Source organism: Streptomyces sp. NPDC093984, from assembly GCF_044764595.1.
GTDB classification, from domain to species: domain Bacteria; phylum Actinomycetota; class Actinomycetes; order Streptomycetales; family Streptomycetaceae; genus Streptomyces; species Streptomyces cynarae.
Genome location: NZ_JBIWIM010000001.1, coordinates 76,262 through 102,237 on the forward strand (window position 1 = coordinate 76,262; position 25,976 = coordinate 102,237).

A 25,976-nucleotide genomic window follows, 5' to 3' on the forward strand; every position below is an offset into this window, starting at 1 on the left:
AATTTCAGGCGCGCTCACTCCTGTGGTCGGCGATGAGCTGCTCCAGATGGTGCAGGGCGGTGCGCACCCTTGCCGGGTCCTGCTGGAAGTAGGGATCGTCCGGCACCGGCAGGGAGCCCGCGAGGGCCCAGCCCCGGCCGCGGGCCCAGGTGGCGTCATCGACGTCGAGCGCCTGCCGGAAGTCGCCGCGCACCTCGTCCGGCAGGAACTTCCAGGCGGCGAGCAGGTCGACCGCCGGGTCACCGACGGCGAGGGTGCCGAAGTCGATGACCGCGCTCAGCCGGCCGTCCACGGCGAGGAGGTTGCCGACGGCGAGGTCGCCGTGGACCCAGACGGGCGGCCGGTGCCAGGCGGGTGCGGCGAGGGCCGCCTCCCAGACCTCCGTCACCGCGTCGGCGTCGATCAGGCCGGACCGTTTGAGCGCCTCGATCTTGGGCCGTACCCGTGCCTCGGAGGCGAGCGAGTCCCGCTCGTCGCCCATCGGCACGCCCCGGAAGGCGTTGCTCTGCTCGGGAGCGGGGCCGCCCGTCGGGTCGATCGCCTGGAGCGCGGCCAGGAACGCTGCCAGTTCGAGCGCGGTGCGGCGGGGGTCGGCGAGGCCTTCGGGGGTGGCCCTCTCGCCGTCCAGCCAGCGGTAGACGGACCACGGGTAGGGGTAGCCCTCGCCGGGTTCTCCCTTGGCGACGGGTTCGCTGACGGGCAGCGGCAGATGGGGCGCGAGCCGGGGCAGCCAGGTCTGCTCCCGCTCGACCTGACCGGCCCAGTGCGGGTAGCGCGGGAGGCGCACGGACAGCTCCTCACCGAGGCGGAACGTCGCGTTGTCCAAGCCTGAGACAGGGACCGGGGTGATCGGGAGGTGGGCCCACCGCGGGAACTGGGCCGCCAGCAGACGGCGTACGAGGTCGGTATCGATCAGCACCGGCCCATCTCACCCAAACGGGTAGTCAGGACTCCACCGATTTTCCGGTGCGCGGGGGCAACTGGTGCAGCCGGACGTCCGTCAGTTCGCCGCCGGTCACGGTGGCCGTCATGTACGTGCAGTGGGGCTGGCGGCGGCGGTCGGTCGGGGAGCCGGGGTTGAGCAGGCGCAGACCGGTGTCCGTGGTGGTGTCCCAGGGGATGTGGCTGTGGCCGAACACCAGCACGTCGAGGTCGGGGAACCGGTCGGCGCAGCGGTGTTCCCGGCCCTGGGCGGGTCCCGTCTCGTGGACGACGCCGAGGCGCAGGCCGTCGAGGTCGGCGCGGGCCACTTCCGGGAGCCGGGCGCGCAGGGCGGGGCCGTCGTTGTTGCCGTACACGCCGATCAGCCGGGCGGACCGGCTCTGCAGCAGGTCGAGCGTGGCGACGTCCACCCAGTCGCCGGCGTGGATCACGACATCGGCCTGCGGGAGTTCGGCGAGCAGCGGCGCGGGCAGTGCCTTCGCGCGCTTGGGGAGGTGGGTGTCGGACATCATGAGCAGACGCACGACACCAGGGTGTCATCCGGGTCATGTCTGCGCGTCGGCCGGCGAGTGCTCCAGGACGATGTCCGCCCACACCTGCTTGCCGCCGCTGACCGGGAGTGTCCCCCAGGTGTCGGACATGGCCTCGACGAGCAGGATGCCACGGCCGCCCGTCGCCTCCCAGCCGATGCTGGTCGGCTTGACGGGCGTGCGCGGAGAGGAGTCGGCGACAGCGACGCGCAGCCGGTGGTTGGACAGGGTGAGGTCGAGCCGGACCTGGCCGTCGGTGTGGACGAGGGCGTTGGTGACGAGTTCGGAGACGACGAGGAGCACCGTGTCGGTCTCCTCCGGCACGCCCCAGGACCGCAGGGTGCGCCGGGTGAAGCGGCGGGCGTGCCGGACCGCTTCGGGAACGCGCCACACCGTCCAGCTCTCACGCAGCGGGAGCATCGCCATGCCGTCGTAGCGCACGAGGAGCAGCGCCACGTCGTCGCTGCGGTTGGCCTCGGCGAGCAGCGCGTCCGCGACGAGCCCGAGGTGCGCGGGGTCGGCGGCGGACAGCTCGCCGGCGATCCGCGCGAGGCCGTCCTCGATGTCGACGTCGGCCGACTCGACCAGGCCGTCCGTGGTGAGGGCGACGACCGTGCCGGGCTGCAGCCTGAGCGGGCTCATCGGGTAGTCGGCCTGCGTGACGACCCCGAGGGGCGGTCCGCCCTCCGACTCGGTGATCTCGGTGCTGCCGTCCGGGTGGCGCAGCAATGGCGGGAGGTGTCCGGCGCGGACGAACCAGGCGGTGCCCTGCTCCATGTCGACGTCGACGTAGCAGCACGTCGCGAAGAGATCGGACTCCATGTCGACGAGGAGCCGGTTGGCGTGCGAGACGACGACGTCCGGGGGGTGGCCCTCGGCCGCGTACGCGCGCAGCGCCGTCCGCATCTGGCCCATCAGGGTGGCCGCGCCGGCGCTGTGGCCCTGGACGTCGCCGATGACGAGGGCGACGTGGTTGTCGGGCAGCGGTATCACGTCGTACCAGTCGCCGCCGAGCTCCAGACCGGCGGTGGTGGGCAGGTAGCGGGCGACGGCGACGGCTCCGGGCAGCGCGGGCAGGCGGCGCGGCAGGAGGGCGCGCTGGAGCATGCCGATCAGCTCGTGCTCGGCGTCGAAGGCGTGGGCGCGCATGAGCGCCTGCCCGGCGAGACCGGCGACGGCGGTGAGCAGGGCGCGTTCGTCGGGGCCGAAGTCGTGCGGGCTGTCCCAGCCGACGAGGCAGGCGCCGGCCATGCGCCCGCCGGCGGGCAGCGGCAGCACGGCGAGACCGCCGGGGCCGACCTCGGCGAGCGCGGGTTCCAGGGAGGCGCCGGCGGGCCAGATCGTGGCGCGGCCTTCCCTGAGGGCCGTGGCGAGGGTCGGCATGGCGCGGACGGGCGCGTCCGGCCATTCCGAGCGCCACTCGGTGCGCCACAGCTCCGGCCAGGCCTCCGGTTCGGGCGGATCCAGGACGGTGACGACGAGGCGGTCGGACTCCAGCTCGGCGAGGGCGATGCGGTCCGCCCGCAGGGGGCCCCGCAGGGCGGCGACCACGGCCCTGCTGACGTCGCGGACGGTGCCGGCGGTGGCGAGGGCGGCCGCGAGCCGCTGGATGCGGGTGACGTCGCTGACGCCGGGACGCAGTTGGGACGCGTCGGTGACCGTGCCGACGAGCCGGACCGGGTGCCCCTCCCCGGCGGGCTGCAGGTGTCCGCGCAGCCGCAGCCACCTCGGCTCGCCGGAGGGCTGGAGGATGCGGAACTCCAGCTCGCGGTCGCCGATGGACATGTGGTCGGCCTCGACGACGGACATCACGGAGGGCAGGTCCTCCGGAACGGTCCGGGCGAGCAGGGTCTCGACACGGCCGTCGAACTCGCCGGTGTCGATGCCGAACAGTCCCAGCATCTCGTCGTCGACCTGCACCCGGCCGCTGTCCATGTCGAGCGTGAAGGAGCTGCCGGGCAGTTCCCCGGTGTCGGCCACGCCCGGAGGTGGGCAGGTGACGGACTCGGCGAAGAGCTCCAGGCACGCGCGGTCGTCGGGGCCGAAGCCGTCCGGGCCGTCGCTGACGGCGGCCAGGCATCCCCCGCCGCGCAGCGGCAGGAGGGCCAGGGAGAAGTCTCCGGCGGGCATGCGGCGCGCGTCGGCGCAGCGGCCGATGTCCTCGGGGGTGAGCCACCGGGCCTGCCCGGAGCGGTGCACCTCGGCTGCGGGGCCCGTGCCGGAGACGGAGTAGACGTCACGCAGCCCGTACAGCGCCCTCGGCACGCCGGCCGACTCGGTGAGGGTCAGCTGGTCGCCGCCCTCTTCCGGGCTGTAGACGACGGCGAGGGTGGCTCCGGTGAAGACGAGCACTTGTTCGAGCACGCGTCGCAGGCGCTCGCGCGGGTCGAGGTCCGCCGCGAGCGTCTTGAGGGCAAGTTCCGCGCGCAGCGTTCTCATTCTGCGTCCCGCAGTGCCCTCACTGCCCACTCTGCAATTAGAGCGCGTCCCGGACGCTCGCGCAGCCCCTGTGAACGCGCGGGCCGGCGGCTCGCGGGTGCGCGGCGGAGCGGGCGAGGGGAACGGCGCGCCCGCTGCGGGCGGTGACGGGCCGCCCACGGGGCGCGCGGGCAGCCCCGCCGGGGGTCCGGAAACGGAGCGGTCCGGCCCTCCCGCCGGAGGGCCGGACCGTTCCACCGACCGGGGGAACCGCTGGTGCTCCCGGTCAGTGGCTCGACACCAGTCCGGAGCCGTCGCCCACGCCGCTGCCCGACTGGTCGCCGGCGTTGCCGGACTGGTCGGCGGCCCCACCCGACTGGTCACCGGGGCTCACCGACTGCTGACCGGCGCCGCTCTGGTCACCCGCACCGGCACCGCTCTGGTCACCGGTCCCAGCGCCCGCACCGCTCTGGTCACCGGCCCCAGCGCCCGCACCGCTCTGGTCACCGGCCCCAGCGCCCGCACCGCTCTGGTCGCCCGCACCGCCGGCACCGCCGGCACCCAGCGTCGCGCCGGTCGCCTGCAGCGCCGTGGTCACCGGCTGGAAGAAGGTCTCCCCGCCGGTGGTGCAGTCGCCGCTGCCGCCCGAGGTCAGGCCGATCGCGCTGCCGTCCTGGGTGAACAGCGAGCCTCCGCTGTCACCGGCCTCGGCGCAGACGTTCGTCTGGATGAGCCCGGTGACGGTGTCGACGCCGCCCGGGTCGGTCTCGCTCTGGAAGTTGACGGTGGCGTCGAGCCCGGTGACGGTCCCGTCGTGCAGCCCGGTGGTGCTGCCCATCCGGAAGACCTGCTGGCCCACGACCGCGTCCGCGGCCTGGGTGATCTGGACCGTCTGCCCGTTGCCGACGTTGACCTCGCTCGGCGCCTGGGTGTTCGGGTCGTCGTACTTGACGAGGGAGAAGTCGCCGTTGCCCGGGAAGGTGGCCTGGTCGACGGTGGCGATCGGTTGGCCGTTCTGGGAGTCGGACCACTGCTTCGCCGCGACTCCGCAGTGACCGGCCGTCAGGAAGGCCGGGCTGCCGTCGCCGGCGGTGACGTTGAAGCCGAGGGAGCAGCGGACGCCGCCGCCGTTCGCCTGCGCGAAGATGGCGTCGCCGCCCGACACGAAGGTCTTGAAGGTGCCCGACGACTTCTTGAGGGTCGCCACGCCCGAGCCGAGGCTCTTGACCGTCGACTGAAGCGTGTTCCACCTGGCGCCGGTGACCGTGCTGTCGGCGCTGACCCGGATCTCGTTGGTCCTGGGGTCGACGGACCACGCGGTGCCGGGCATCGTCGCCCTGGTGCGCAGCGTCTTGGCGGCGGCCTGGAGCGTGGCGGTGCTGTTGTGCACCTGGTTGGGGACCGCGCCCGCCTTTCTGACGGTGTCGACGACTTTGCTGTCGTCACCGACGACGTTGACGACGACCTGCTGCTTTTCCGCGTTGTAGTAGGAACCCGCGAAGGCGTCGCCCAACTGCGACGCGAGCTGCTTGGCGACGAGCGAGACATCGGCCGACTTGAACGTCTTCGGCGTGTCGCCCGACGCCGGGTCCGTCTGGGACGCGTTGGCGTTGGGCAGCAGAAGGGCCGCAGCTCCGAGCGCCGCCACGCCTCCGACCGCGATCGCGGCCTTGCGCTTGGGTATGCGTTTGTGACTCAACTCTCGACCTCCTGGGGACGGGGTCCGTTGCCGCCGTCCGGCAGCTGACTGGGGCGCCTGGATGCCAGTTGATACGCGCGTGTCCGGTGGGGTGTTCAACGGACTTTGCAACTGGCCGAGTTGGCGTATGCGAAAGCGTGAAATAGGTGGCAAAGGCACCTGTCGGGCGCGGCCGGGGAGAAGAATCGACTCATCCGGTGACTGCGGACACACCGCGCTACCAGTCGGTAACCCTGGGTTCGTCAGGCCGGGCCGGAATCCTGGCTTCAGGGAATCTGCACATCGAATGCGCAAGCGAGTCACCGCGTACGACGGATCTGCACAGGCCCGCACCGGGCGCCGCGTCATTGAACCCGGACTGCCCCATTCCTTGTCGGGACGGCAAGAGGCCGTGCGCGACGATGCCGCGCAGCATGTGAAGAAGTAGGCCCCAAGTCGTGCGCACACCTGCACGGATCTGCGCTTCGGAACGTCAATTGCCCAGGTGAGAGCGGTGGTTGATTGGAACCGCCGCGCGCCGCCGTGCTTTGATCCGTTGCACCGCGGGGGCCACCCCAGGGGTCCCGGCAACGGGGTGCCCGGCGCTCGCGGACCGCGGCCGACCGTCTGTCCCCAGAAGGGGCCGCTCCCCCTTGTGAATATCCATACGAAGGGAAGTTCCATCATGAACTCCACCCCCCAGGTTGAGACCGCCGAGATCTCGGACGCCGAGCTCGACGCCGTGTCCGGTGGCCTGCAGATCAACGCCGTGGGCACCGCGACCGGCCTGGTGGACGGCATCGCCCCGGTTTCCGGTCTGGTCGGCACGGCCGTCGGCACCGTCGAGGGTGTCACCGGTCTGAACACCGCCCCGGTCACGAACCTGGTCGCCGGTCTCTGATCGCACCCCTGTACCGCTGAGTCCCGGAACCGCTCCCCGGTTCCGGGACTCACGGATGCCGTGAATCTTCTGGAGTAGGTGAGGGAAGTTCCGTGCAGTTCCGCCAGCAGGCCCTCGCCAAGCTGCAGTCGCCCGAGGAGCTCGATCTCCCGGTGCGCTTCGCCCGCCCCCAGGGCTGGCTGGTCCTGACCGTGACGGTGGTCGCCATGGCCGCCGCGTCGGTGTGGGCCGTCACCGGCTCGGTGGCCTCCACGGTCAGCGCGCCCGCCGTCCTCACGCACGCGGAGGGCAGTTATCTCCTGCAGAGCCCGGTGGCCGGACAGGTCACCGCGATCCTCGCCGAGCAGGGCGAGCGGCTGCCCGCGAACGCGCCCGTGATCAAGGTCCGCACCGAGCAGGGCGAGTCGGTGGTCCGCACGGTCGCCGCGGGCCGTATCACCGAACTCGCCGCCACGATCGGCCAGATCATCCGCACCGGGGCGAACGTCGCCGCCGTGGAGAAGGTGGAGCACGCCTCGGACCCGCTGTACGCGACGGTGTACGTGCCCGCCGAGAACGCCGCGACGATCCCCGCGAACGCACCCGTCGACCTCACCGTTCAGTCGGTGCCGGCCCAGCAGTACGGCGTGCTGCGCGGCCATGTGAAGTCCGTCGACCGCACGGCCCAGTCGGCCCAGCAGATCGCCGCGTTCCTCGGGGACGACCAGTTGGGCGAGCAGTTCACCAAGAAGGGCCGCCCGGTGGCCGTGCTGGTACGGCTCGACACGTCGTCCGCCACGAAGAGCGGCTACCAGTGGTCGTCGGCGGACGGCCCGCCGTTCCCCCTCTCCTCCATGACCCTGGCCACGGGTTCGATCCGCATGGCCGATCAGCGTCCCGTCGATTGGCTCCTGCCGTGACCGCTCCCCAGGACACCCTGCCCCCGGTGCGGGGCAGGCGCCGTGCCGCGCCGCCGAAGCGCACCGTGCCCAAGTCCCGGCGGAAGACCGTCCGCACCCCCACCGTGCTGCAGATGGAGGCCGTCGAGTGCGGCGCCGCCTCCCTGGCGATGGTGCTCGGCCACTACGGCCGGCACGTCCCGCTGGAGGAGCTGCGCATCGCCTGCGGTGTCTCCCGGGACGGCTCACGCGCCAGCAACCTCCTGAAGGCGGCCCGCAGTTACGGTCTGACGGCCAAGGGCATGCAGATGGACACGGCCGCGCTCGCCGAGGTGAACGCGCCCGCGATCCTGTTCTGGGAGTTCAACCACTACGTCGTCTACGACGGCATGGGGCGGCGTTTCGGCCGCCGGGGCGTGTACGTCAACGACCCGGGCAAGGGCCGCCGTTTCGTGCCGATGGAGGACTTCGACACGAGCTTCACCGGGGTCGTCCTGGTGATGGAACCCGGCGAGGGCTTCACCCGGGGCGGCCGCAGGCCGGGCATCCTGGGCGCGATGCCGACCCGGCTGCGCGGCACGGCGGGCACCCTGCCCGCCGCGGTCCTGGCGAGCCTGCTCCTGGTGGTGGTCGGTGCCGCGCTGCCCGCGCTGAGCCGCACGTACATCGACATGTTCCTGATCGGCCGGCAGACCTCGCTGCTGGGCGTGCTGTTCGCGTCGATGGCGGCCTGTGTGCTGCTGACGGTGGTGCTGACCTGGTTGCAGCAGGCGAACCTGCTGCGCGGCCGGATCATCTCCTCCACGCTCTCCAGCGCCCGTTTCCTGCGGCATCTGCTGCGGCTTCCGGTGACGTTCTTCGCCCAGCGCAGCCCCGCCGACCTGGTGCAGCGCCTGCAGTCCAACGACGCGGTCGCCGAGACCCTGGCCCGCGACCTCGCGGCGGCGGGCGTCGACGCGATCGTCGTGGTGCTGTACGCGGTGCTGCTGTACACCTACGACCCGCAGCTGACGTTCGTCGGCATCGGGGTCGCCCTGCTGAACGTGGTGGCCATGAGGGTCGTCGTACGGCTGCGGGCGACCCGTACGGCGAAGCTGCGCGCGGACACGGCACGGCTGACCAACACCGCCTACACCGGCCTGCAGCTGATCGAGACGATGAAGGCGACCGGCGGCGAGGACGGCTACTTCCGCAAGTGGGCGGGCCAGCACGCCACGACCCTGGAGGAGCAGCAGCGGCTCGGTGTACCGAGCGCCTGGCTGGGTGTGGTCGCACCGACGCTCGCCACGCTGAACAGTGCGCTGATCCTGTGGATCGGCGGCCTGCGGGCCGTGGAGGGGCACATCTCGGTGGGTCTGCTGGTCGCCTTCCAGGCCCTGGTGACCCGGTTCACCGCACCGCTGACCCGTCTGAACGGGGTCGCGGGCCGCATCCAGGACTTCGCCGCGGACGTGGCCCGTCTGAAGGACGTGGAGAGCTTCCAGGCCGACCCGCTCTACGGCCGCTCCGGCGGCGGCGCGTCGACGCGCCGCCTGCACGGCCATGTGGAGCTGGAGAACATCACCTTCGGCTACAGCCCGCTCGACAAGCCGCTGCTGAGCGGCTTCAGCCTGACGGTGGGCCCCGGTCAGCAGGTGGCGCTGGTCGGCGGCTCGGGCAGCGGCAAGTCCACGGTGTCCCGGCTCATCGCCGGCCTGTACGCGCCGTGGGAGGGCGAGATCCGTATCGACGGGCAGCGTCTGGAGGACATTCCGCGCGGCGCGCTCGCCGCCTCGGTCTCCTTCGTCGACCAGGAGATCTTTCTCTTCGAGGGCACGGTCCGCGACAACGTGGCCCTGTGGGATCCGTCGATCCCGGACGACGCGGTGGTCGCCGCGCTGCGGGACGCGGCCCTGTACGACGTGGTGATGCGCCGCCCGGGCGGTATCCACAGCCGGGTGGAGCAGGACGGGCGGAACTTCTCCGGCGGGCAGCGCCAACGCCTGGAGATCGCACGGGCGTTGGTGCGCGACCCCAGCATCCTGGTACTCGACGAGGTGACCAGCGCGCTGGACGCGGAGACCGAGCAGACCGTGATCGACAACCTGCGCAAGCGCGGCTGCGCCTGCGTGGTGATCGCGCACCGGCTGAGCACGGTGCGCGACAGTGACGAGATCGTGGTGCTCCAGCACGGCACGATCGTGGAACGCGGGCGGCACGACGCCCTGGTTGCGGCCGGCGGGGCGTACGCCGAGCTGGTCAGGGAGCGGTGAGGATGACGGCGGTGCACGAGGGCGACGTCGTCCTGAACGCTCTCGGGGCGATGGGCGCCCCCCTCGACTGCTCGGGCCTGAGCCGGCTCGACCTGGAGGGGCCGCAGGTGCTGTGGCTGGTGGCGTCCGGCGCGCTGGACCTGTTCGCCGTCGACGCGGCGGTACAGGGCCACTGGCACCACCTGGGCCGTCTCGAGCCGGGTTCCCTGCTGCTCGGCCCGGTCGCGGGACCCCAGCACACGCTGGTCGCCCGGCCGGCCCGCGACTGCGTGGTGCGCCGTATCCAGCTGCGCGAGCTGTACCAGCAGGCCGACACCCAGACCTGGTCGTACGACGAGTACGGCAACCCGCAGTACGTGCCGCCGACGACGAGCCCCCTGGAGTACGCCCTCGCCCTCGGCGTCGGCCGGAGCCTGTCGATCCTGTTCCAGGCGCCGATGGCCACCGAACGGGCCGCCGACATCACCGACGACGACGTCTTCTGGATGCAGGTGCCGCCGGGCAGCGTGCAGTACGGCTCCCTGTACGGAGCGGAGGCCGCCACCGACCTGCTGATGGATCCCGCCGTCTGGCAGGGCATGGTCGACCAGCAGTACCGCCTCCTCGCCACCCTGGACCGGTGGATCGAGCAGCTGGAGCGCACCCACGAGACCCGTACCGCGGCCGGTATCAAGGCGGGCGAGGCGGTCCGCGCCCAGGCCGACCGGACGTTGCTGGCGTCCATCGGGAAGTCCTCGGAGCGGCGCACCACCGCCGCCGACGCCGACGCCACCTACGCGGCGTGCAAACTCGTGGCCGGGGCGGCCGGCATCACCCTCGCCGAACCCACGCACAGCGGCGCCGAGAGCGACCGCCTGGACCCGGTGGAGCGCATCGCCGTCGCCTCCCGTGTCCGCACCCGGGCGGTACGGCTCGACGGGCGCTGGTGGCACGAGAACGTCGGCCCGCTGGTGGGCCACCGGGCCCTGTCGGGCGCGCCGGTGGCGCTGCTGTGGCGGCGCGGCGGGTATGTCGCCGTGCACCCGTCGTCGGGGCGCGAGACACCGATCGAGAAGGCGAACGCGGCGGAGTTCGCGCCGCGGGCCGTGATGTTCTACCGTCCGCTGCCCGACCAGCGCCTCGGTCCGCTCGGGCTGCTGCGGTTCAGCATGCGCGGCATGAGCGGCGATCTTGTCAACCTGCTCATCAGTGGACTGGTCACCGTCGGGATGGGCGCGCTGGTGCCGATCGCCACCGGCAAGGTGCTCGGGGAGTACGTGCCGAAGGCGCAGGAAGGGCTGATCGTCCAGGTCTGCCTCGCCCTCATGGTGACCGGCGTGGTGGCGGCCGCCTTCATGCTGCTGGAGAACCTGACCATCCTGCGCCTCGAGGGGCGGATCGAGGCGACCCTCCAGCCGGCGGTCTGGGACCGGCTGCTGAGGCTGCCGACGAAGTTCTTCACCGAGCGGTCCACCGGTGAGCTGGCGAGCGCCGCGATGGGGGTCAGCGCCATCCGGCGGCTGCTCGCCGGAGTCGGTCCCACGGTGGCCCAGTCGGTGACGGTCGGCGCTATGAACCTGGGGCTGCTGCTGTGGTACAGCGTGCCCATGGCCATGGCCGCCATCGGCATGCTCGTCGTCATCGCCGCCGTCTTCCTCGGGCTGGGATTGTGGCAGGTGCGCTGGCAACGGCGCCTGGTGCGGCTCAGCAACAAGCTCAACAACCAGGCGTTCCAGACCCTGCGCGGCCTGCCCAAGCTGCGGGTGGCGGCGGCCGAGAACTACGCCTATGCCGCCTGGGCGCGGGAGTTCGCACGCAGCCGCGAACTGCAGCAGAAGGTGGGCCGGATCAAGAACCTCACCACGGTGCTGGGCGCGGTATATCTGCCGCTGTGCTCCCTGCTGCTGTTCATGCTGCTGGCGGGGCCCGCGAAGGGCGCCTTGTCGGCCGCCGACTTCCTCACCTTCAACACCTCGATGACCATGCTGCTCACCTCGGTCACCCAGTTGACCGGCGCGTTCGTTTCGGCGGTGGCCGCGCTGCCGCTGTTCGAGGAGATCAGGCCGGTGCTGGAGGCGACCCCCGAGGTGCGCACGGCGAGCACCCGGCCGGGGGTCCTGTCCGGGGCGATCGAGGCACGCAGGCTGTCGTTCCGGTACGCCGACGACGGTCCCCTGGTCCTCGACGACGTCTCCTTCGAGGTGAAACCGGGCGAGTTCGTGGCGATCGTGGGCCCGAGCGGCTGCGGCAAGTCGACGCTGCTGCGCCTGCTGATCGGCTTCGACAAGCCGGTGTCCGGCAGTGTGCTCTACGACGGCCAGGACCTCGCGGCGCTCGACCAGTCGGCGGTGCGCCGCCAGTGCGGGGTGGTGCTCCAGCACGCGCAGCCGATGAACGGGTCCATCCTGGACGTCATCTGCGGCACCGAGCCGTACACCCCCGAGGAGGCGATGGCGGCGGCCGAGATGGCGGGCCTCGCCGAGGACATCCAGCGGATGCCGATGGGGCTGCACACCATCGTCCAGGGCAGCGGCGCGATCTCGGGCGGCCAGCGGCAGCGGCTCATGATCGCTCAGGCGCTGATCCGCCGGCCCCGCATCCTGTTCTTCGACGAGGCGACCAGCGCTCTGGACAACGAGACGCAGCGCAAGGTCATCGAGTCCACGCGCGCCCTGAACGCCACCCGCATCGTGATCGCCCACCGCCTGTCCACGGTGCTGGACGCCGACCGGGTCATCGTGATGGAGGACGGCAGGATCGCCCAGCAGGGCCCGCCCGGCCGGCTCCTCGCCGACACGACCGGCCGGCTGCACGAGCTGGTGCGGCGGCAGATGGCTTGAGGGGTCAGGCGCCGGCGCCGGGGATGGGCGCGCCCGAGGGGACACCGGCCTCGACGTAGGCCTCGTAGTACTCCCTCCAGGTCGCGGTCGGCCCGGCATGCGGTCCCTCGGGGCGCTCACCGCGCGACTCGGCGTCCAGGGCGGCCAGGCAGACCTCCCAGCCGGCGCCGTTGCGGGCGGCGGCGTTCCGCTCGCCCAGGACGTCGGTGAGGGTGAACCGGGTGCGCCCGTCACCCGGTTCCTCCAGGTCGAAGCGGAGTTCGTCACCGCCCCACGCGAAAGAGAGGTGCCGGGGCGCGTCGAGGGCGAGGACGGTGCCGGTGGACTCGGGCATGTTCGGGTCCCCGCTGAACCGGACGGGCCCGCCGGGGCGCAGGTCGAACTCGGCACGGGAGGGGAACCATGCGGCGAGTTCGTCCGGATCGGTGACGAACCGCCAGACCCGTTCGATCGGGTGGTCGTAGAGACGGCTGAAGCGGACGGCCGGGCGGCCGTCGTCGAGGGTGAGGTACGTACCGGTGAGGCCGGCGACCATGGCGAATCAGTCCTTCCGGTTGTGGGCGCGCCGCCACCGTACCCGCGCCCGGACGGCCACCCGTCCGCTCCACGACAGCGTCGTCCCGTCATGTCCTCGCGGCGTCCCAGGCCGGGAGCGCGATCGCGGCGGCCAGCTCACCCCCGTCACAAGTGGGCCGGCCGTCACCTCGCGGTGGCTACTCGCCCGCGTACGCCTTCTCCAGGGCGGCGATGTCGAGCTTGCCCATCGACAGCATCGCGCGCGTGGTGCGGGCCGCCTTCTCCTGGTCCGGGTCGCCGACCATGTCGAGGAGCCCGTCGGGGATGACCTGCCAGGACACTCCGTACTTATCCTTGAGCCAGCCGCAGGGGCCCGGCTGACCGCCGCCCTCGGTGAGCTTGGTCCAGTAGTAGTCGATCTCCTCCTGGTTCTCGCAGTAGATCTGGAAGGAGATCGCCTCGTTGAACGTGAACTGGGGTCCGCCGTTCAGTGCGACGAACTTGTGGCCGTTGGCCGTGAACTCGACGGCGATCACGGAACCGGCGGGGCCGGGGCCGGCCTCCGTATAGCGGCCGACCTGCCCGATGCTGGAGTTCTTGAAGATCGACACGTAGTAGTGCGCAGCGTCCTCGGCCTGGCCGTCGAACCAGAGACAGGTGGTGAATCCCTCGGTGGCCATGCGTACCTCCTGGAGTGTGGAAGCGGTCACCTGTGCAGACCGATCCTCGCCCCGGAACTCATCGGCCGAGCCGCGGATCGATCCGTGTGGCGGTCAAGGTGCCCGGAACTAGCATCCGGCCATGACGTCCTCGCCCGCCGGGAGCATCCGGCCCTTTCGTCTCTCGATCCCCCAGAGCGACCTCGACGATCTCCATGACCGGCTCGACCGCACCCGCTGGCCCGACGAGCTTCCCGGCGCGGGGTGGGCGTACGGGGTGCCCCGCGACTATCTGAAGGAGCTCGTACGGTACTGGCGCCACGACTACGACTGGCGGGCCGCCGAGGCGCGGCTGAACGCCTGGCCGCAGTTCACGACGGAGATCGACGGCGCACACGTCCACTTCGCCCATGTGCGCTCCCCCGAGCCGGACGCCACCCCGCTGATCATCACGCACGGCTGGCCGGGGTCGGTCGTGGAGTTCCTCGACGTGGTCGGGCCGCTCACCGACCCGGCCGCCCACGGGGGCGATCCCGCCGACGCGTTCCATGTGGTGGTGCCGAGCATTCCGGGGTTCGGTCTGTCCGGGCCGACCCGGGACACCGGCTGGGAGGCGGGCCGGGTCGCCGACGCGTGGGTGGAGCTGATGGACCGGCTCGGCTACCCGCGCTTCGGCGCCCAGGGCGGCGACTGGGGCGCGGCCATCTCCCGCGAGCTGGGCCGCGCCCACCCGGATCGGGTGATCGGCATCCACCTGAACCTGCTGCCCGGCGCCCAGCAGCTGACCGAACCGACCACCGAGGAGCTGGCCGCGCTCGGCCCCGCGGAGCGGGAGCGCACGCTCACCTCCTGGCAGCGCTGGTCCGAGTGGCAGCGCGAGGGCGCGGGCTACGCGATGCTGCACTCCACCCGGCCGCAGACGCTGGCGTACGCGCTCACCGACTCGCCCGTCGGCCAACTCGCCTGGATCGTGGAGAAGTTCCGCGAGTGGACGGACTCCGAGGAACTGCCCGAGGAGGCCGTCGACCGGGACCTGCTGCTGACCGACGTGACGCTGTACTGGCTGACCGGGACCGCCGGTTCGTCGGCACGGATCTACTACGAGCGGGCCCACACCACGGGCCGGGCCGCCGCGCCGGCCGAACCGTCGACCGCGCCGACCGCACTGGCTGTCTTTCCCGCCGAGATCCAGATCCCGCTGCGGCACAGGGCGGAGCGGACGGAGAACATCGTGCGCTGGACCGAGTTCGACCGGGGCGGGCACTTCGCGGCCATGGAGGAGCCGGACCTGCTGGTGGAGGACGTACGGGCGTTCTTCCGGCAGCTGCGCGAGAAGGGCTGAGTCGTCGCCTCTGCCCGTGGCGAATCTGCTGCGGGCCGAGAAACCGCATCCGAGGATCTCCCGAGGTCAAGGGTGGAGTCGACGGCACCCAAGCCACCGAAAAGGAGACCCGATGACTCCACTCACCACGCTCTCGCCGCGGGCGGAGGAGGGCGACACACCGCCCAGCCGCTTCGACGACCACCTCGCCGCGCAACTGCTCGCCCAGCGGATCGTCTTCCTCGGCACTCAGGTCGACGAGGTGTCGGCCAACCGGGTGTGCGCGCAGCTGCTCCTGCTGTCGGCGGAGGACCCGCGTACCGACATCAGCCTCTACATCAACAGCCCCGGCGGGTCGGTCACCGCGGGGCTCGCGATCTACGACACCATGCGGCTCATCCCGAACGACGTCTCGACGCTGGTGATGGGCTTCGCCGCGAGCATGGGGCAGTTCCTGCTCACCGTGGGGACGCGGGGCAAGCGGTTCGCGCTGCCGAACGCGCGGATCATGATGCACCAGCCGTCGGCGGGCATCGGCGGCACCGCCGCGGACATCGAGATCCAGGCGGAGAACCTCCAGTTCACCAAGAAGGCCATCGAGCGGATCACCGCCGAGCACACCGGGCAGAGCGAGGAGACGATCGCTCGGGACGGCGACCGGGACCGCTGGTTCACGGCCGAGCAGGCCAGGGAGTACGGGATGGTGGACCGGGTGGTGGAGTCGCTCACCGACGTCCGCGCGGCCGCGTCGCGCCGGCGGATGGGGTTGTGACATGGGGTCGTACACGGTTCCGTACGTCATCGAGCGGACCGCGCAGGGCGAGCGGTCCTACGACGTCTTCAGCCGGCTGCTCAACGAGCGGATCATCTTCCTGGGCACCGAGATCGACGACGGGGTCGCCAATGTGGTCATCGCGCAACTCCTGCATCTGGAGTCGTCGAATCCCGAGCACGAGATCTCGATCTACCTCAACTCGCCCGGCGGATCGTTCACTTCCCTGATGGCGATCTACGACACGATGACGTTCGTGCAGTCCCCGATCTCCACGTTCTGCGTCGGCCAGGCGGCCTCCACGGCGGCGGTGCTGCTGGCCGGCGGAGATCCCGGGCGGCGGTTCGTGCTCCGGCACGCGCGGGTGCTGCTCGGCCAGCCGGCCAGCGGCGGACGGCAGGGCACGGTCTCCGACCTCAGCCTCGCGGCCAAGGAGATGGTCCGCATCCGCTCCCAGGTGGAGGAGGTCCTGTCCCGGCACACGCACCACGACGTGGCGACGCTGCGCGCGGACATGGACCGGGACAAGGTGTTCACCGCCGAGGAGGCCGTCGCCTACGGGCTCGCCGACGAGGTGCTGAGCCGACGGCTGGCGTTCGTCTGACCCCGGAGCGGCCGGTACGGCGGGGTGGACCCACCTCTGTACCGGCCGTCGGCCCTCGATTCGGTCAGGCGGCGAGGCAGAGGCCGTCGTACTGCGCCGTCGGCGACCTGCGGCCCCGGCCCACCCGGCTCCGGGCGTAGCGGGCGAGCTCGTCCTGGGCGAGCGAGAGCAGGTCGGCGAGGCCGAGCCCGAGGGCCTGGGCGGCGGCCGCGAGGACCTCGGAGGAGGCCTCCTTGCGGCCGCGCTCCAGTTCGGACAGGTACGGCATCGAGATCCGGGCCGCCTCCGCGACGTCCTTCAAGGTGCGCTCCTGGGCGAGCCGCTCGCGCCGCAGCACGTCACCGACGAGGTCGCGCCACAAGGGCTCCTTGGGCGCGGGCGGCTGCGGGGCCCCCGTCGGTCGCTGCGGGGTGCGGGTCGCCCCACCGGAGCCGGGCGGCGCGGTCTGCGGGCGCAGGGGGATGACGCGGGCTTCGTTCGGCGCATGAGTGCTCACCCCTTCAGCCTAGGGATCCGGGGCGCCACGGGAAGGGAGCGACGTTCTGCCCTGGGTGAAGCCGTGCGGCCGTGCGGCCGGGCTGGTGGCGGCAGTTGACGGGTGCCGCGGCCCGGCCGTCGGCCGATGCGGCCGCCGATGCGCTCGCGGAGGAAATCGACGCGCTCGCGGAGGAAGTGGCGTGGCCGTGCGGGGTGCCGTGGGGCTGCCTAGCGTGTCAGTGTGAGCGTCACGAGCCCGCCCGGCCGCGCCGCCGCCCGCACCGGCGGCCCGGCACTCGCACCGCACGGCTGGGTGCGGGCCGGCGTCACGGTGCTGGCCGGGCTGGTCGTCATGGGCGCGCTCGCCGCGCTCGGGCTGTGGGCGGCGGGCGGCAGCGACATCCCCGAGGGCGGCTTCCCCCGGGTGGTCGTGGCCGCGGTCGTCGTGGCTGTCGGCGGCAGTGTGAGGCTGGCGGGCGACGCCGGTGCGGCGGCCGGCGCACGGGCGGGGCTGACGGTGATGCCGCTGTCGGTGACGCTGTCCGGGGCGCTGGTGATCGCCGCGGGATTCCTGCGCCCGCTGCGGCACCGGGCCGTCGCCGACGCGCGTGAACTGGCGGGCTGGGCGGGGCGGATCACCGTGCTGTGGCTGGTGGCGCTCGTCGGCCTCGCGCCGGCGGCCCGCCATACCTTCGCGGTCCCGCTCGGCACCGGAACGATCGGCGACATCGGCAGCCTGTTCGGGATCTCCCCGGGGATCGGGTTCGCCACGGACCTGTGGCCGACCGTGCTGTTCGGTCTGCTGTGGCTCGCGGGCGTGCTCCTCCTCGCTCTGCTGGTGTCACGCGGTGCGCCGCTGCCGGCCCGGCTGCTGCGCTTCCAGGAGTCCGTGCGGCCCGCCGCGTACGCCATGGTGGCCCTGCTGCTCGTCTGCGTCGCCCTGGGCGCCGTCGTCGCGCTGGTGGTGGCGGCGACCCGCGGGCACCCCGCCGAGACGTTCGCGCTGATCCTGCTGGGCCTGCCCAACCTGGTGTGGCCGGTGCTCACCCTCGGCATGGGCGCCACCTGGCACGGCCGGGTGGACGGGCCGTTCGGGCTGCCCATGCCGCATCTGCTCGACGAGGTGCTGCGGACTCCCGACCTCTCGACGCTGAACCTCCGTACGCTCGCCCGGTACGACGGCCGGGCGTGGTGGCTGGTGGCCGTGGACGCCGTGCTGCTGATCGCCGCCGGGTTCGTGCTTGCGGCGCGTTCACCGGCGTGGATGCGGCCGTGGCGGCACGCCGTGCACATGGCGGTCGCGCTGATGGCGGCGGTTCTCGCCGTCTGCCTGCTGTGCCGGGTCTCGGCGCACTACGGCCTGTCGCTCATCGGGGTCGGCGACCTCGGCGGAGGGCTCTCCGGCGTGCTGTTCCTGAGACCCCGGCCGGGGACGGCGCTGGGGCTCGCCATGGTGTGGGGACTTGCGACCGGGTTCGCGGGCGGGCTGCTCGCCCAGAGGGTGCGGCGACGGGGCGAGGTTCCGTGACGCGGCGCCCCGGACTTCGGTCAGGCCACCGGGGCGGACAGCGCGGGCACGAACCGTTGCATTCGCAGCGCGTCCACGGACTCGGCGAGCAGTTCGTACTCGGTGGTGTCGTCACTGACGGCGACACGGACCAGCCGTCCGGCAGCCAGCTCCTCGGCCACTCTCTCCTGCTGGCCGACGTCCTTGCACCAGGCGCGCAGGACGGCCGGCACGTCGGGAACCGTGTCGGCGACGGGGGCGATGGAGTTCGGCGGGAAGAGGGGGTTGTCGGGGTCCGGGTCGAGCCGTTCGGCGATCCAGGAGGCACGGTCGCGCATCCACCACAGGGCGAGGGCCAGGGTCGGGGCGCGGTAGGTGCCGAGGGGGACGCCGACCCTTTGCCCTCCGCAGATGCCGTATGCCGTGACATGGCACAGGAACTCGTCGTGCACGATCGCTCCCCCCGTGCGGTGCTCGGTGCCGGATCGGCCCGTGGTGCCTTACGTTCGCTCGCTGTGCACGTGGGCGTCCCGCTGTCCGCGCGGTAGCGCTTTCTATCGTGACCCGGGTCACCCGCTCCTTCGAGTATCGCCACTCCTGACCCTCTGTCACCATGCGATTTCAGCCAGTCTCCTGGCATATTCACGGCCGCTTCTGGCGCAAACGAGCCACCTCCGCCCGGCGCGCCCGCGCTTACCCGGGAGGTAATCGACGCCCCCTCGCGTGTCCGGGCATGGTTGCGGTGCCGGCTCCCGGCAGGCACCACACCCCGGGATCCGGCTCCTGACCAGCGCATGTGACCTCGATGGAGGCTGTTCGCCATGACCGCAGAGACCAACCGCTACGAGTCCGCCGTCGCCCGCTACTTCGAGGCGTGGAACACCCTGGACGCCCAGGCGCTGGCGAAGGCGGTCGCCGCCGCCTGGACCGCGGACGGAACCTACACCGATCCTCTGGCCGACGTCAGCGGGCACGAGCAGATCGCGGCCGTGATCGCGGGTGCGCACGCACAGTTCCCGGGGTTCTCCTTCCGGCTCACGGGCGCGGTCGACGGGCACCACGACCTCGCCCGCTTCTCCTGGGAGTTGGTGAGCGACGCGGACGGTTCGGCACCCGTCGCCGGCTCCGACGTGATCACCCTGGACGGCGACGGGCGCATCCGCAGCGTGCAGGGGTTCCTGGACCGCGTCCCCGAGGGCGCGGTGGGTTAGCGCCTGTCTTTCGGACCAGCTCGGCGTCAGCGCCGCGGCCCGCTAGGAAATGGGTCCCGGCCAGCTCGGAGGCTCCTCCTCGGTGTCCTCCGGGCTGCCGCCCCGTGCTCCCTGCTCCTGGGGCGCCGCCTCGGCCTTGAGGCTCAGGCTCAGTTCCCCGTCCACGACGTCGACGACGACGGTGTCGCCCGGGTTGAGCGTGCCGTCGAGCAGCATGTTCGACAGCCGGTTGTCGAGTTCGGTCTGGATGGTGCGGCGCAGCGGCCGGGCCCCGTACTCCGGCTGGTAGCCGCGGTTCGCCAGCCACTCCTTGGCCGTCTCGGTGACCTCCAGGCCGATCCGCTGGGCGTGCAGCCGGCGCCGGCTGCCCTCCAGGAGCAGGTCGACGATGCGCACCAGGTCCCGGCGGCCCAGGGCGTGGAAGACGATGACCTCGTCGATCCGGTTGAGGAACTCCGGGCGGAAGTGCGCCTGAAGTTCCGCCATCAGGTCGTCCCTGATCTCGTCGATGTCGCCGTGGTGGTCGAGGATGTGCTTGGAGGCGATGTTGCTGGTCATGATGACGACGGTGTTGCGGAAGTCGACCGTGCGCCCCTGCGCGTCGGTGAGCCGTCCGTCGTCCAGGACCTGCAGCAGCAGGTTGAACACGTCACGGTGGGCCTTCTCCACCTCGTCGAAGAGCACGACGCTGTACGGCTTGCGGCGCACCGCCTCGGTGAGCTGGCCGGCCTCCTCGTAGCCGACGTAGCCGGGCGGGGAGCCGATGAGCCGGGAGACGGTGTGCTTCTCCTGGAACTCGCTCATGTCGAAGCGGATCATGCGGTCCGGGTCGCCGAAGAGCAGTTCCGCGAGCGCCTTGGCGAGTTCCGTCTTGCCGACGCCGGTGGGGCCGAGGAAGAGGAAGCTGCCGGTGGGCCGGTTCGGGTCGCCCATGCCGGCCCGGCCGCGGCGCACGGCCTGGGCCACGGCGGTGACCGCGTCGTCCTGGCCGACGACCCGCTCATGCAGCACCTCCTCCAGCTTCAGCAGCCGGTCCCGTTCGGTCTCGGTGAGCTGGGAGACCGGAATACCGGTGCGGGCGGAGAGCACTTCGGCGATGTCGTCGGGGGTGACGCCGGGCGTGGGTGCTCCATCCTCGCCGACCGAGGCGAGACGGCCCTCCAACTCGGTGATCTCCCGCTTGAGTTGGCTCGCGCGCTCGAAGTCCTCGGTGCTGACGGCCTCGTCCTTCTCCCGGCGCAGCCGGGTGAGCCGGTCCTCGAGGTCCGTCGCCTCCGCGGAGTCCCCCACGCTGCGCAGTCCGACCCGGGCTCCGGCCTGGTCCATGAGGTCGATGGCCTTGTCGGGCAGGAAGCGGTCGCTGATGTAGCGGTCGGAGAGGGCGGCCGCTGCGTCCAGCGCCTCGTCGGTGTAGCGGACCTGGTGGTGGGCCTCGTAGGCGTCGCGCAGTCCGCGCAGGATCTCGACCGTCTCCTCGACGGTCGGTTCGGGCACCATGACGGGCTGGAAGCGGCGCTCCAGTGCGGCGTCCTTCTCGATGTGCTTGCGGTACTCGTCGATGGTGGTGGCGCCGACCACGCTGAGGTCGCCTCGGGCGAGGGCGGGCTTGAGGATGTTTCCCGCGTCCATGGATCCCTCGCCGGTGCCACCGGCGCCGACGACCGTGTGCAGTTCGTCGATGAAGAGGACGACGCTCTTCTCAGACCCGGTGACCTCGTCGATGACCTTCTTCAGCCGCTCCTCGAACTGGCCCCGGTACTGGGATCCGGCCACGAGTCCGGCGAGGTCGAGGGCGACCACGCGGCGGTCCTTCAGCGCCTTGGGGACCTCCCCGGCGACGATGCGCTGGGCCAGCCCTTCGACGATCGCGGTCTTGCCGACGCCGGGGTCGCCGATGAGCACCGGGTTGTTCTTCGTGCGGCGGGAGAGGACCTCGATGGTCTGCTCGATCTCGGCGGCCCGCCCGACCACCGGGTCGAGGTGTCCGGCGCGTGCCTCGTCGGTGAGGTCGCGCCCGTACTCGTCGAGCGTCGGTGTGTCGGGGTGCCCGCCCGTCTCCCGCCCCTGCCGGGGCGCGCCGCCGAGGGCGCCCGGGGTGGCTCCCTCGGTCCTGAGGGTCCGGGCCAGCGGGGAACGCGGATCATCCAGGATCGCGGCGAGGATGTGCTCGGGGCCGATGTAGGAGGCGCCGGCCGCCTGGGAGCGGGCGTGCGCTGTGAGCAGGGCGCGTTTGGCCGCCGGCGTCAGCGCGGGCTCGCCGGTGCCGGTCCCGGAGGGCAGGGATTCCCGCAGGTCGCCGGCGAGCCTGCCGGGATCGGCGCCCGCCTGCGCCAGCACCTGGCGCGCGGCCGGCACCTGGGTCGCGGCCCACAGCAGGTGGACGGTGTCGAGGTCGGACCCGTCCTCGGCCGCCCGTGTGCCGGCGGTGGCGAGCAACTCGTGCGCGGAGTCGCTGAGGAGACGTCCGATGGGGACGCGTTGGACGGCCGGCGGTGAGGTCGCCGGACTCATGCCGAAGAAGCGGTTGAACAGTTCGGAGAACGGGTCTCCTGACCCGAAGGGTGAGATCGTCACGATGGACCACCCGTCCGCGGCCGACACGGCCGCGTCGCCCGCCGTAGTCGATTGCCCGTATCTGCCCAGTCTTGGACACGCGGAACGGCCCCTCAACCGCAGGGCTGCCGCGGCACCGGGGCGATTGGGAACGGGAGGCGGGGGTACCTGGCGCCGACGCTGGGCCGGCGGGTTTCGCCGGCACGGCCCGGCGGCAGGGGGGACGCCTGCCGCCGGGCACCCGTACGGTCACCTCACTGCTGGACGAGCGCGTCGATCCGCGCCAGCTCCTCCGCGTCGAAGTCCAGGTTGCCGATCGCCGCGACGCTGTCCTCCAGCTGCTGCGGGCTGCTCGCGCCGACCAGGGCGGACGTGACCCGGCCGCCGCGCAGCACCCAGGCCAGGGCCATCTGGGCCAGGGACTGGCCGCGGGACTTGGCGATGTCGTCGAGCGCGCGCAGCCTGCCCACCAGCTCCTCGGTGACCGCGTCGGAGTCGAGGAACGGGCTGTCGCTCGCCGCGCGCGAGTCCTCCGGGATGCCGTCGAGGTAGCGGGCGGTGAGCAGGCCCTGCTCCAGCGGCGAGTACGCGATGGAACCGACCTGGAGTTCGTCCAGGGTGTCCAGCAGCCCGTCCTCGGGACGGCGGTCCAGCATCGAGTAGCGCGGCTGGTGGATCAGCAGCGGGGTGCCCAGCTCGCCGAGGATGCGGGCGGCCTCACGGGTCTGCTCCGGGGAGTAGTTCGAGACGCCGACATACAGCGCCTTGCCCTGCTGGACCGCCGAGTGCAGGGCGCCCATCGTCTCCTCCAGCGGAGTGTCGGGGTCCGGGCGGTGCGAGTAGAAGATGTCGACGTAGTCCAGGCCCATCCGCTTCAGGCTCTGGTCGAGCGACGACAGCAGGTACTTGCGCGAGCCCCACTCGCCGTACGGCCCGGGCCACATCAGGTAGCCGGCCTTGGTGGAGATGACCAGCTCGTCGCGGTACTGCGCGAAGTCCGCCTTCAGCGCCTCGCCGAGGGCGGACTCGGCGGCGCCGGGCGGCGGGCCGTAGTTGTTGGCCAGGTCGAAGTGTGTGACGCCGAGGTCGAAGGCGCGGCGCAGGATGGCGCGCTGGGTGGCGACCGGGCGGTCCGGGCCGAAGTTGTGCCACAGGCCGAGCGACAGCGCGGGCAGCTGCAGGCCGCTGCGTCCGGTGCGGCGGTAGGGCATGGCCTCGTAGCGGTCGGGATGGGCGGTGTACAACGCGACTCCAGAGGGGTTGGCGCACGGGTGAGCGGTTCCGGGGAACCGGTCACCACTCTCGCCCTGCCTGCGGGCAGTGGTCCAACAGAAGAATCCGATGGAATTCAGCGGATACGCTTCTCAATCATGGAACTGCGCCACCTCCAGCACTTCGTCGCGGTCGCCGAGGACCAGCACTTCACCCGGGCAGCGGAACGCCTCATGGTGTCCCAGTCGGGCCTGTCGGCGTCGATCCGGGCGCTGGAGCGGGAGCTGCGGGCCCCCCTGTTCGTGCGCACCACCCGAAGGGTGACCCTGACGGAGGCCGGGCGCGCCCTGCTCGGCGAGGCTGAGCGGATCCTCGCACAGGTCCGGGCGGCGCACGAGGCGGTGGCCGCGGTGCAGGGCGTCCTGCGCGGCACGCTCGCGCTCGGCACCGAGCAGTGCATCCCGGGCGTGCATGTGGCCGGGCTGCTCGCGGCGTTCCGGCGGCGCCACCCGGATGTGGAGATCCGGCTGCGGCAGGCGGGTTCGGGCGCGCTGGCCGAGGGGGTCGCCGCCGGGCGGCTGGACCTGGCCTTCGCCTACCGGACGCAGGCGGACACCGACCAGCTCCGGTCCGTGTCGCTGTCCAGCGAGTCGATGACGGTGTTGTGCCATCCGGACCACCGCCTGGCGTCGCGCGGAGCGGTGCTCACGCCCGAGGACCTGGGCGGTGAGGTCTTCGTGGACTTCCACCCGGACTGGGGGCCGCGGCGCACCACCGACGCGGCGTTCTCCGCGGCGGGCGTACGGCGCACGGTGGCGCTGGAGGTCAACGACGTGCACAGCCTCCTCGACCTGGTCGACGAGAACCTGGGCATCGCGGTCGTGCCCCGGCACTTCCGGCACAAGCGTCCGTCGCTGACCGCGCTCCCGCTCAAGACCGCGGCCGGACCGGAGTACGAGACCGTCGCCCTGCTGCCACCGGAGCGGGCCACGGGGCCGGCGGCCCGGGCCCTGATCACCCTGCTCGACGTCGAGGGCCTGGCGTCACCACCGCCGTGACGCGGACGGGAGGCGGGCTCCGGACGCATGACGGGCGGCGATGCGCGATGGTGGAGCCATGCATGCCAAGGACATCCTCATCGACGGCTACGGCCGCATCCACGAAGAAGTCCACGCCGCCGTCGAGGGTCTGGATCAGGACGACCTCAACGCCCGGCCCACCGCCGACACCAACTCCGTCGCCTGGCTCGTCTGGCATCTCAGCCGCGTCCAGGACGACCATGTCGCCGACGCCTTCGACCTGGACCAGGTGTGGCTGTCACAAGGCTGGGAGAAGCGTTTCGGCCTCGATCTGCCGCGCCACGACACCGGGTACGGGCACAGCCCCGCGAAGGTCGCCAAGGTCCGGGTGGACTCCGGTGACCTGCTGACCGGGTACTACGACGCCGTGCACGAGCAGACCCTTCAGGCGCTGCGGGGGCTGGCCGCCAAGGACCTCGAGCGCATCGTCGACGAACGCTGGGACCCGCCGGTCAGTCTCGGGGTTCGCCTGGTGAGCGTCCTGTCCGACGATCTGCAGCACGTCGGACAGGCCGCCTACGTACGGGGACTGCTTCAGAGCGCGGCCTCGTAGCCGGGCAGGACCACGTCCCGGATGAGGGCGTTCCGCTCGTCGAACGGGATGAACGCGCTCTTGACCGCGTTCACCGTGACGGTGCGCAGGTCCTCGAGGGTCCAGCCCGCCTCCTCGACCAGCAGGGACATCTCCCGGGTCATCGTGGTGCCCGAGACCAGACGGTTGTCGGTGTTGAGGGTGACCCGGAAACCGAGGTCCTTCAGGGCGGTGATGGGGTGCTCGGCGATCGAGGTGGCGGCGCCGGTCTGGAGGTTCGAGGTCGGGCACATCTCCAGGGCCACCCGGCGGTCGCGCACCCAGCCGGCCAGGCGGCCGAGCTTCCCGTCCACGATGTCCTCGGTGATGCGGACGCCGTGGCCGATGCGCTGGGCGCCGCAGACCTGCAGGGCCTGGTGGATGCTGGGCAGGCCGTGCGCCTCGCCCGCGTGGATGGTGAAGGGGACGCTCTCGCGGCGCAGGTGCTCGAAGGCGGCCAGGTGGTCGGCGGGCGGGAAGCCGTCCTCGGCGCCGGCGATGTCGAAGCCGAGGACACCGGCGTCACGGTAGGCGACGGCCAGGTCGGCGATCTCACGGGTCCGGTCGAACATGCGCATGCCGCAGAGCAGCGTGCCGACGCGCACCGGGGTACCGTCGGCCGCCGTCTTCGCCATGCCGGCGGCGAGCCCCTCCTGGACGGTCTCGACGACCTCGTTCAGGGTCAGCCCGCCCTTGACCATCAGCTCGGGGGCGTAGCGCACCTCGCCGTAGACGACGCCGTCCTCGGCGAGGTCGAGGACGTACTCCTCGGCGGTGCGCAGCAGGCCCTCGCGGGTCTGCATCACGGCGAGGGTGTGCTCGAAGGTGGCTATGTAGCGCACCAGGTCGCCGGAGTTTGCGGCGTCGTAGTACCAGGCGGCCAGTTCGCCGGGGTCGGTGGTGGGCAGGGTGTGGCCGGCCTCCCGCGCGAGCTCGACGACGGTCGCGGGGCGCAGACCGCCGTCGAGGTGGTCGTGCAGGACGGCCTTGGGCAGGCGGCGGAGGGTGTCGGTGTCGATGCGCGGGGCGGTCATGTGCGGTGGTTCCTCGACGGGTTGTTCTTCAGGGGACTCGAC

The 25,976-nt window shown here is 71.9% G+C and carries 22 protein-coding genes; 11 read left to right on the forward strand and 11 right to left on the reverse strand.

The window, feature by feature from the left end; all coding sequences use genetic code 11:
• Positions 1 to 4: 4 nt before the first annotated feature.
• From ACIRC0_RS00340 to ACIRC0_RS00355, 4 genes are all read right to left on the reverse strand, one after another.
• On the reverse strand, positions 5 to 919 hold the full coding sequence (locus tag ACIRC0_RS00340) for an aminoglycoside phosphotransferase family protein (RefSeq protein ID WP_403609255.1): 915 nt from the start codon (positions 917 to 919) through the stop codon (positions 5 to 7).
• A gap of 25 nt (positions 920 to 944) precedes the next feature.
• Entirely contained in the window at positions 945 to 1,466 is a 522-nt protein-coding gene (locus ACIRC0_RS00345; protein WP_403609257.1) for a metallophosphoesterase family protein, read from the reverse strand.
• Positions 1,467 to 1,487: 21 nt separating this feature from the next.
• Positions 1,488 to 3,941 (reverse strand): SpoIIE family protein phosphatase, encoded by a 2,454-nt coding sequence (locus ACIRC0_RS00350; RefSeq protein WP_403609259.1) that lies wholly within the window; start codon positions 3,939 to 3,941, stop codon positions 1,488 to 1,490.
• A gap of 235 nt (positions 3,942 to 4,176) precedes the next feature.
• Positions 4,177 to 5,589 (reverse strand): S1 family peptidase, encoded by a 1,413-nt coding sequence (locus ACIRC0_RS00355; protein ID WP_403609261.1) that lies wholly within the window; start codon positions 5,587 to 5,589, stop codon positions 4,177 to 4,179.
• Between the two features lie 664 nt (positions 5,590 to 6,253).
• Between ACIRC0_RS00355 and ACIRC0_RS00360 the strand changes: the two genes are divergently transcribed.
• The 4 genes from ACIRC0_RS00360 (at position 6,254) to ACIRC0_RS00375 (ending at position 12,418) form a co-directional block, all read left to right on the forward strand.
• Positions 6,254 to 6,469, forward strand: a complete 216-nt coding sequence (locus ACIRC0_RS00360) for a type A2 lantipeptide (protein ID WP_200419637.1) — start codon at positions 6,254 to 6,256, stop codon at positions 6,467 to 6,469.
• 92 nt (positions 6,470 to 6,561) lie between these two features.
• On the forward strand, positions 6,562 to 7,368 hold the full coding sequence (locus ACIRC0_RS00365; protein WP_403609264.1) for an HlyD family efflux transporter periplasmic adaptor subunit: 807 nt from the start codon (positions 6,562 to 6,564) through the stop codon (positions 7,366 to 7,368).
• Positions 7,365 to 9,599, forward strand: a complete 2,235-nt coding sequence (locus ACIRC0_RS00370) for an NHLP family bacteriocin export ABC transporter peptidase/permease/ATPase subunit (RefSeq protein ID WP_403609267.1) — start codon at positions 7,365 to 7,367, stop codon at positions 9,597 to 9,599. The genes ACIRC0_RS00365 and ACIRC0_RS00370 overlap by 4 nt, the downstream gene beginning before the upstream one ends.
• A gap of 2 nt (positions 9,600 to 9,601) precedes the next feature.
• Positions 9,602 to 12,418, forward strand: a complete 2,817-nt coding sequence (locus ACIRC0_RS00375; protein WP_403609269.1) for an NHLP bacteriocin export ABC transporter permease/ATPase subunit — start codon at positions 9,602 to 9,604, stop codon at positions 12,416 to 12,418.
• Between the two features lie 4 nt (positions 12,419 to 12,422).
• Here the strand turns inward: ACIRC0_RS00375 and ACIRC0_RS00380 are convergent, their stop codons facing one another.
• Both ACIRC0_RS00380 and ACIRC0_RS00385 read right to left on the reverse strand, forming a co-directional pair.
• Entirely contained in the window at positions 12,423 to 12,953 is a 531-nt protein-coding gene (locus ACIRC0_RS00380) for an SRPBCC family protein (protein ID WP_403609271.1), read from the reverse strand.
• 178 nt (positions 12,954 to 13,131) lie between these two features.
• Positions 13,132 to 13,614: a VOC family protein gene (locus ACIRC0_RS00385; protein WP_403609273.1), complete on the reverse strand. Its 483-nt coding sequence runs from the start codon at positions 13,612 to 13,614 to the stop codon at positions 13,132 to 13,134.
• Positions 13,615 to 13,735: 121 nt separating this feature from the next.
• Here ACIRC0_RS00385 and ACIRC0_RS00390 point away from each other — a divergent pair, with 121 nt between their 5' ends.
• From ACIRC0_RS00390 to ACIRC0_RS00400, 3 genes are all read left to right on the forward strand, one after another.
• Complete coding sequence (locus ACIRC0_RS00390) at positions 13,736 to 14,935, forward strand: epoxide hydrolase family protein (protein WP_403609275.1); 1,200 nt, start codon at positions 13,736 to 13,738, stop codon at positions 14,933 to 14,935.
• A 112-nt stretch (positions 14,936 to 15,047) separates the two neighbouring features.
• Positions 15,048 to 15,686 (forward strand): ClpP family protease, encoded by a 639-nt coding sequence (locus ACIRC0_RS00395; protein WP_403609278.1) that lies wholly within the window; start codon positions 15,048 to 15,050, stop codon positions 15,684 to 15,686.
• Position 15,687: 1 nt separating this feature from the next.
• Entirely contained in the window at positions 15,688 to 16,290 is a 603-nt protein-coding gene (locus ACIRC0_RS00400) for a ClpP family protease (RefSeq protein WP_388994868.1), read from the forward strand.
• A 64-nt stretch (positions 16,291 to 16,354) separates the two neighbouring features.
• Here the strand turns inward: ACIRC0_RS00400 and ACIRC0_RS00405 are convergent, their stop codons facing one another.
• Positions 16,355 to 16,786 carry a helix-turn-helix domain-containing protein gene (locus ACIRC0_RS00405; RefSeq protein WP_403609281.1) on the reverse strand — a complete coding sequence of 144 codons (432 nt, stop codon included), beginning with the start codon at positions 16,784 to 16,786 and terminating at the stop codon, positions 16,355 to 16,357.
• 222 nt (positions 16,787 to 17,008) lie between these two features.
• Here ACIRC0_RS00405 and ACIRC0_RS00410 point away from each other — a divergent pair, with 222 nt between their 5' ends.
• Positions 17,009 to 18,295: a streptophobe family protein gene (locus tag ACIRC0_RS00410; RefSeq protein ID WP_403609283.1), complete on the forward strand. Its 1,287-nt coding sequence runs from the start codon at positions 17,009 to 17,011 to the stop codon at positions 18,293 to 18,295.
• A gap of 20 nt (positions 18,296 to 18,315) precedes the next feature.
• Here ACIRC0_RS00410 and ACIRC0_RS00415 read toward each other — a convergent pair whose 3' ends face one another.
• Positions 18,316 to 18,726 (reverse strand): hypothetical protein, encoded by a 411-nt coding sequence (locus ACIRC0_RS00415; RefSeq protein ID WP_403609286.1) that lies wholly within the window; start codon positions 18,724 to 18,726, stop codon positions 18,316 to 18,318.
• A gap of 369 nt (positions 18,727 to 19,095) precedes the next feature.
• Between ACIRC0_RS00415 and ACIRC0_RS00420 the strand changes: the two genes are divergently transcribed.
• Positions 19,096 to 19,485, forward strand: a complete 390-nt coding sequence (locus tag ACIRC0_RS00420) for a nuclear transport factor 2 family protein (protein WP_403609288.1) — start codon at positions 19,096 to 19,098, stop codon at positions 19,483 to 19,485.
• A gap of 42 nt (positions 19,486 to 19,527) precedes the next feature.
• Here the strand turns inward: ACIRC0_RS00420 and ACIRC0_RS00425 are convergent, their stop codons facing one another.
• Positions 19,528 to 22,059 (reverse strand): ATP-dependent Clp protease ATP-binding subunit, encoded by a 2,532-nt coding sequence (locus ACIRC0_RS00425; RefSeq protein ID WP_403609291.1) that lies wholly within the window; start codon positions 22,057 to 22,059, stop codon positions 19,528 to 19,530.
• Positions 22,060 to 22,292: 233 nt separating this feature from the next.
• Positions 22,293 to 23,282, reverse strand: a complete 990-nt coding sequence (mgrA, locus tag ACIRC0_RS00430) for an L-glyceraldehyde 3-phosphate reductase (protein ID WP_403609293.1) — start codon at positions 23,280 to 23,282, stop codon at positions 22,293 to 22,295.
• Between the two features lie 126 nt (positions 23,283 to 23,408).
• Here mgrA and ACIRC0_RS00435 point away from each other — a divergent pair, with 126 nt between their 5' ends.
• Positions 23,409 to 24,308 carry a LysR substrate-binding domain-containing protein gene (locus tag ACIRC0_RS00435; RefSeq protein ID WP_403609296.1) on the forward strand — a complete coding sequence of 300 codons (900 nt, stop codon included), beginning with the start codon at positions 23,409 to 23,411 and terminating at the stop codon, positions 24,306 to 24,308.
• Between the two features lie 58 nt (positions 24,309 to 24,366).
• Positions 24,367 to 24,882, forward strand: a complete 516-nt coding sequence (locus ACIRC0_RS00440; RefSeq protein WP_403609298.1) for a DUF664 domain-containing protein — start codon at positions 24,367 to 24,369, stop codon at positions 24,880 to 24,882.
• Here the strand turns inward: ACIRC0_RS00440 and ACIRC0_RS00445 are convergent.
• Positions 24,864 to 25,934, reverse strand: a complete 1,071-nt coding sequence (locus tag ACIRC0_RS00445) for an adenosine deaminase (protein ID WP_403609301.1) — start codon at positions 25,932 to 25,934, stop codon at positions 24,864 to 24,866. The genes ACIRC0_RS00440 and ACIRC0_RS00445 overlap by 19 nt on opposite strands.
• Between the last annotated feature and the right edge of the window lie 42 nt (positions 25,935 to 25,976).

Bases quoted from the DNA above. Each gene is read 5' to 3' on its own strand.
- ACIRC0_RS00360 (WP_200419637.1), top strand. From the start codon at position 6,254: ATGAACTCCACCCCCCAGGTTGAGACCGCCGAGATCTCGGACGCCGAG.
- ACIRC0_RS00375 (WP_403609269.1), top strand. From the start codon at position 9,602: ATGACGGCGGTGCACGAGGGCGACGTCGTCCTGAACGCTCTCGGGGCG.
- ACIRC0_RS00380 (WP_403609271.1), bottom strand. From the start codon at position 12,953: ATGGTCGCCGGCCTCACCGGTACGTACCTCACCCTCGACGACGGCCGC.
- ACIRC0_RS00385 (WP_403609273.1), bottom strand. From the start codon at position 13,614: ATGGCCACCGAGGGATTCACCACCTGTCTCTGGTTCGACGGCCAGGCC.
- ACIRC0_RS00390 (WP_403609275.1), top strand. From the start codon at position 13,736: ATGACGTCCTCGCCCGCCGGGAGCATCCGGCCCTTTCGTCTCTCGATC.
- ACIRC0_RS00395 (WP_403609278.1), top strand. From the start codon at position 15,048: ATGACTCCACTCACCACGCTCTCGCCGCGGGCGGAGGAGGGCGACACA.
- ACIRC0_RS00400 (WP_388994868.1), top strand. From the start codon at position 15,688: ATGGGGTCGTACACGGTTCCGTACGTCATCGAGCGGACCGCGCAGGGC.
- ACIRC0_RS00420 (WP_403609288.1), top strand. From the start codon at position 19,096: ATGACCGCAGAGACCAACCGCTACGAGTCCGCCGTCGCCCGCTACTTC.
- ACIRC0_RS00435 (WP_403609296.1), top strand. From the start codon at position 23,409: ATGGAACTGCGCCACCTCCAGCACTTCGTCGCGGTCGCCGAGGACCAG.
- ACIRC0_RS00440 (WP_403609298.1), top strand. From the start codon at position 24,367: ATGCATGCCAAGGACATCCTCATCGACGGCTACGGCCGCATCCACGAA.
- ACIRC0_RS00445 (WP_403609301.1), bottom strand. From the start codon at position 25,934: ATGACCGCCCCGCGCATCGACACCGACACCCTCCGCCGCCTGCCCAAG.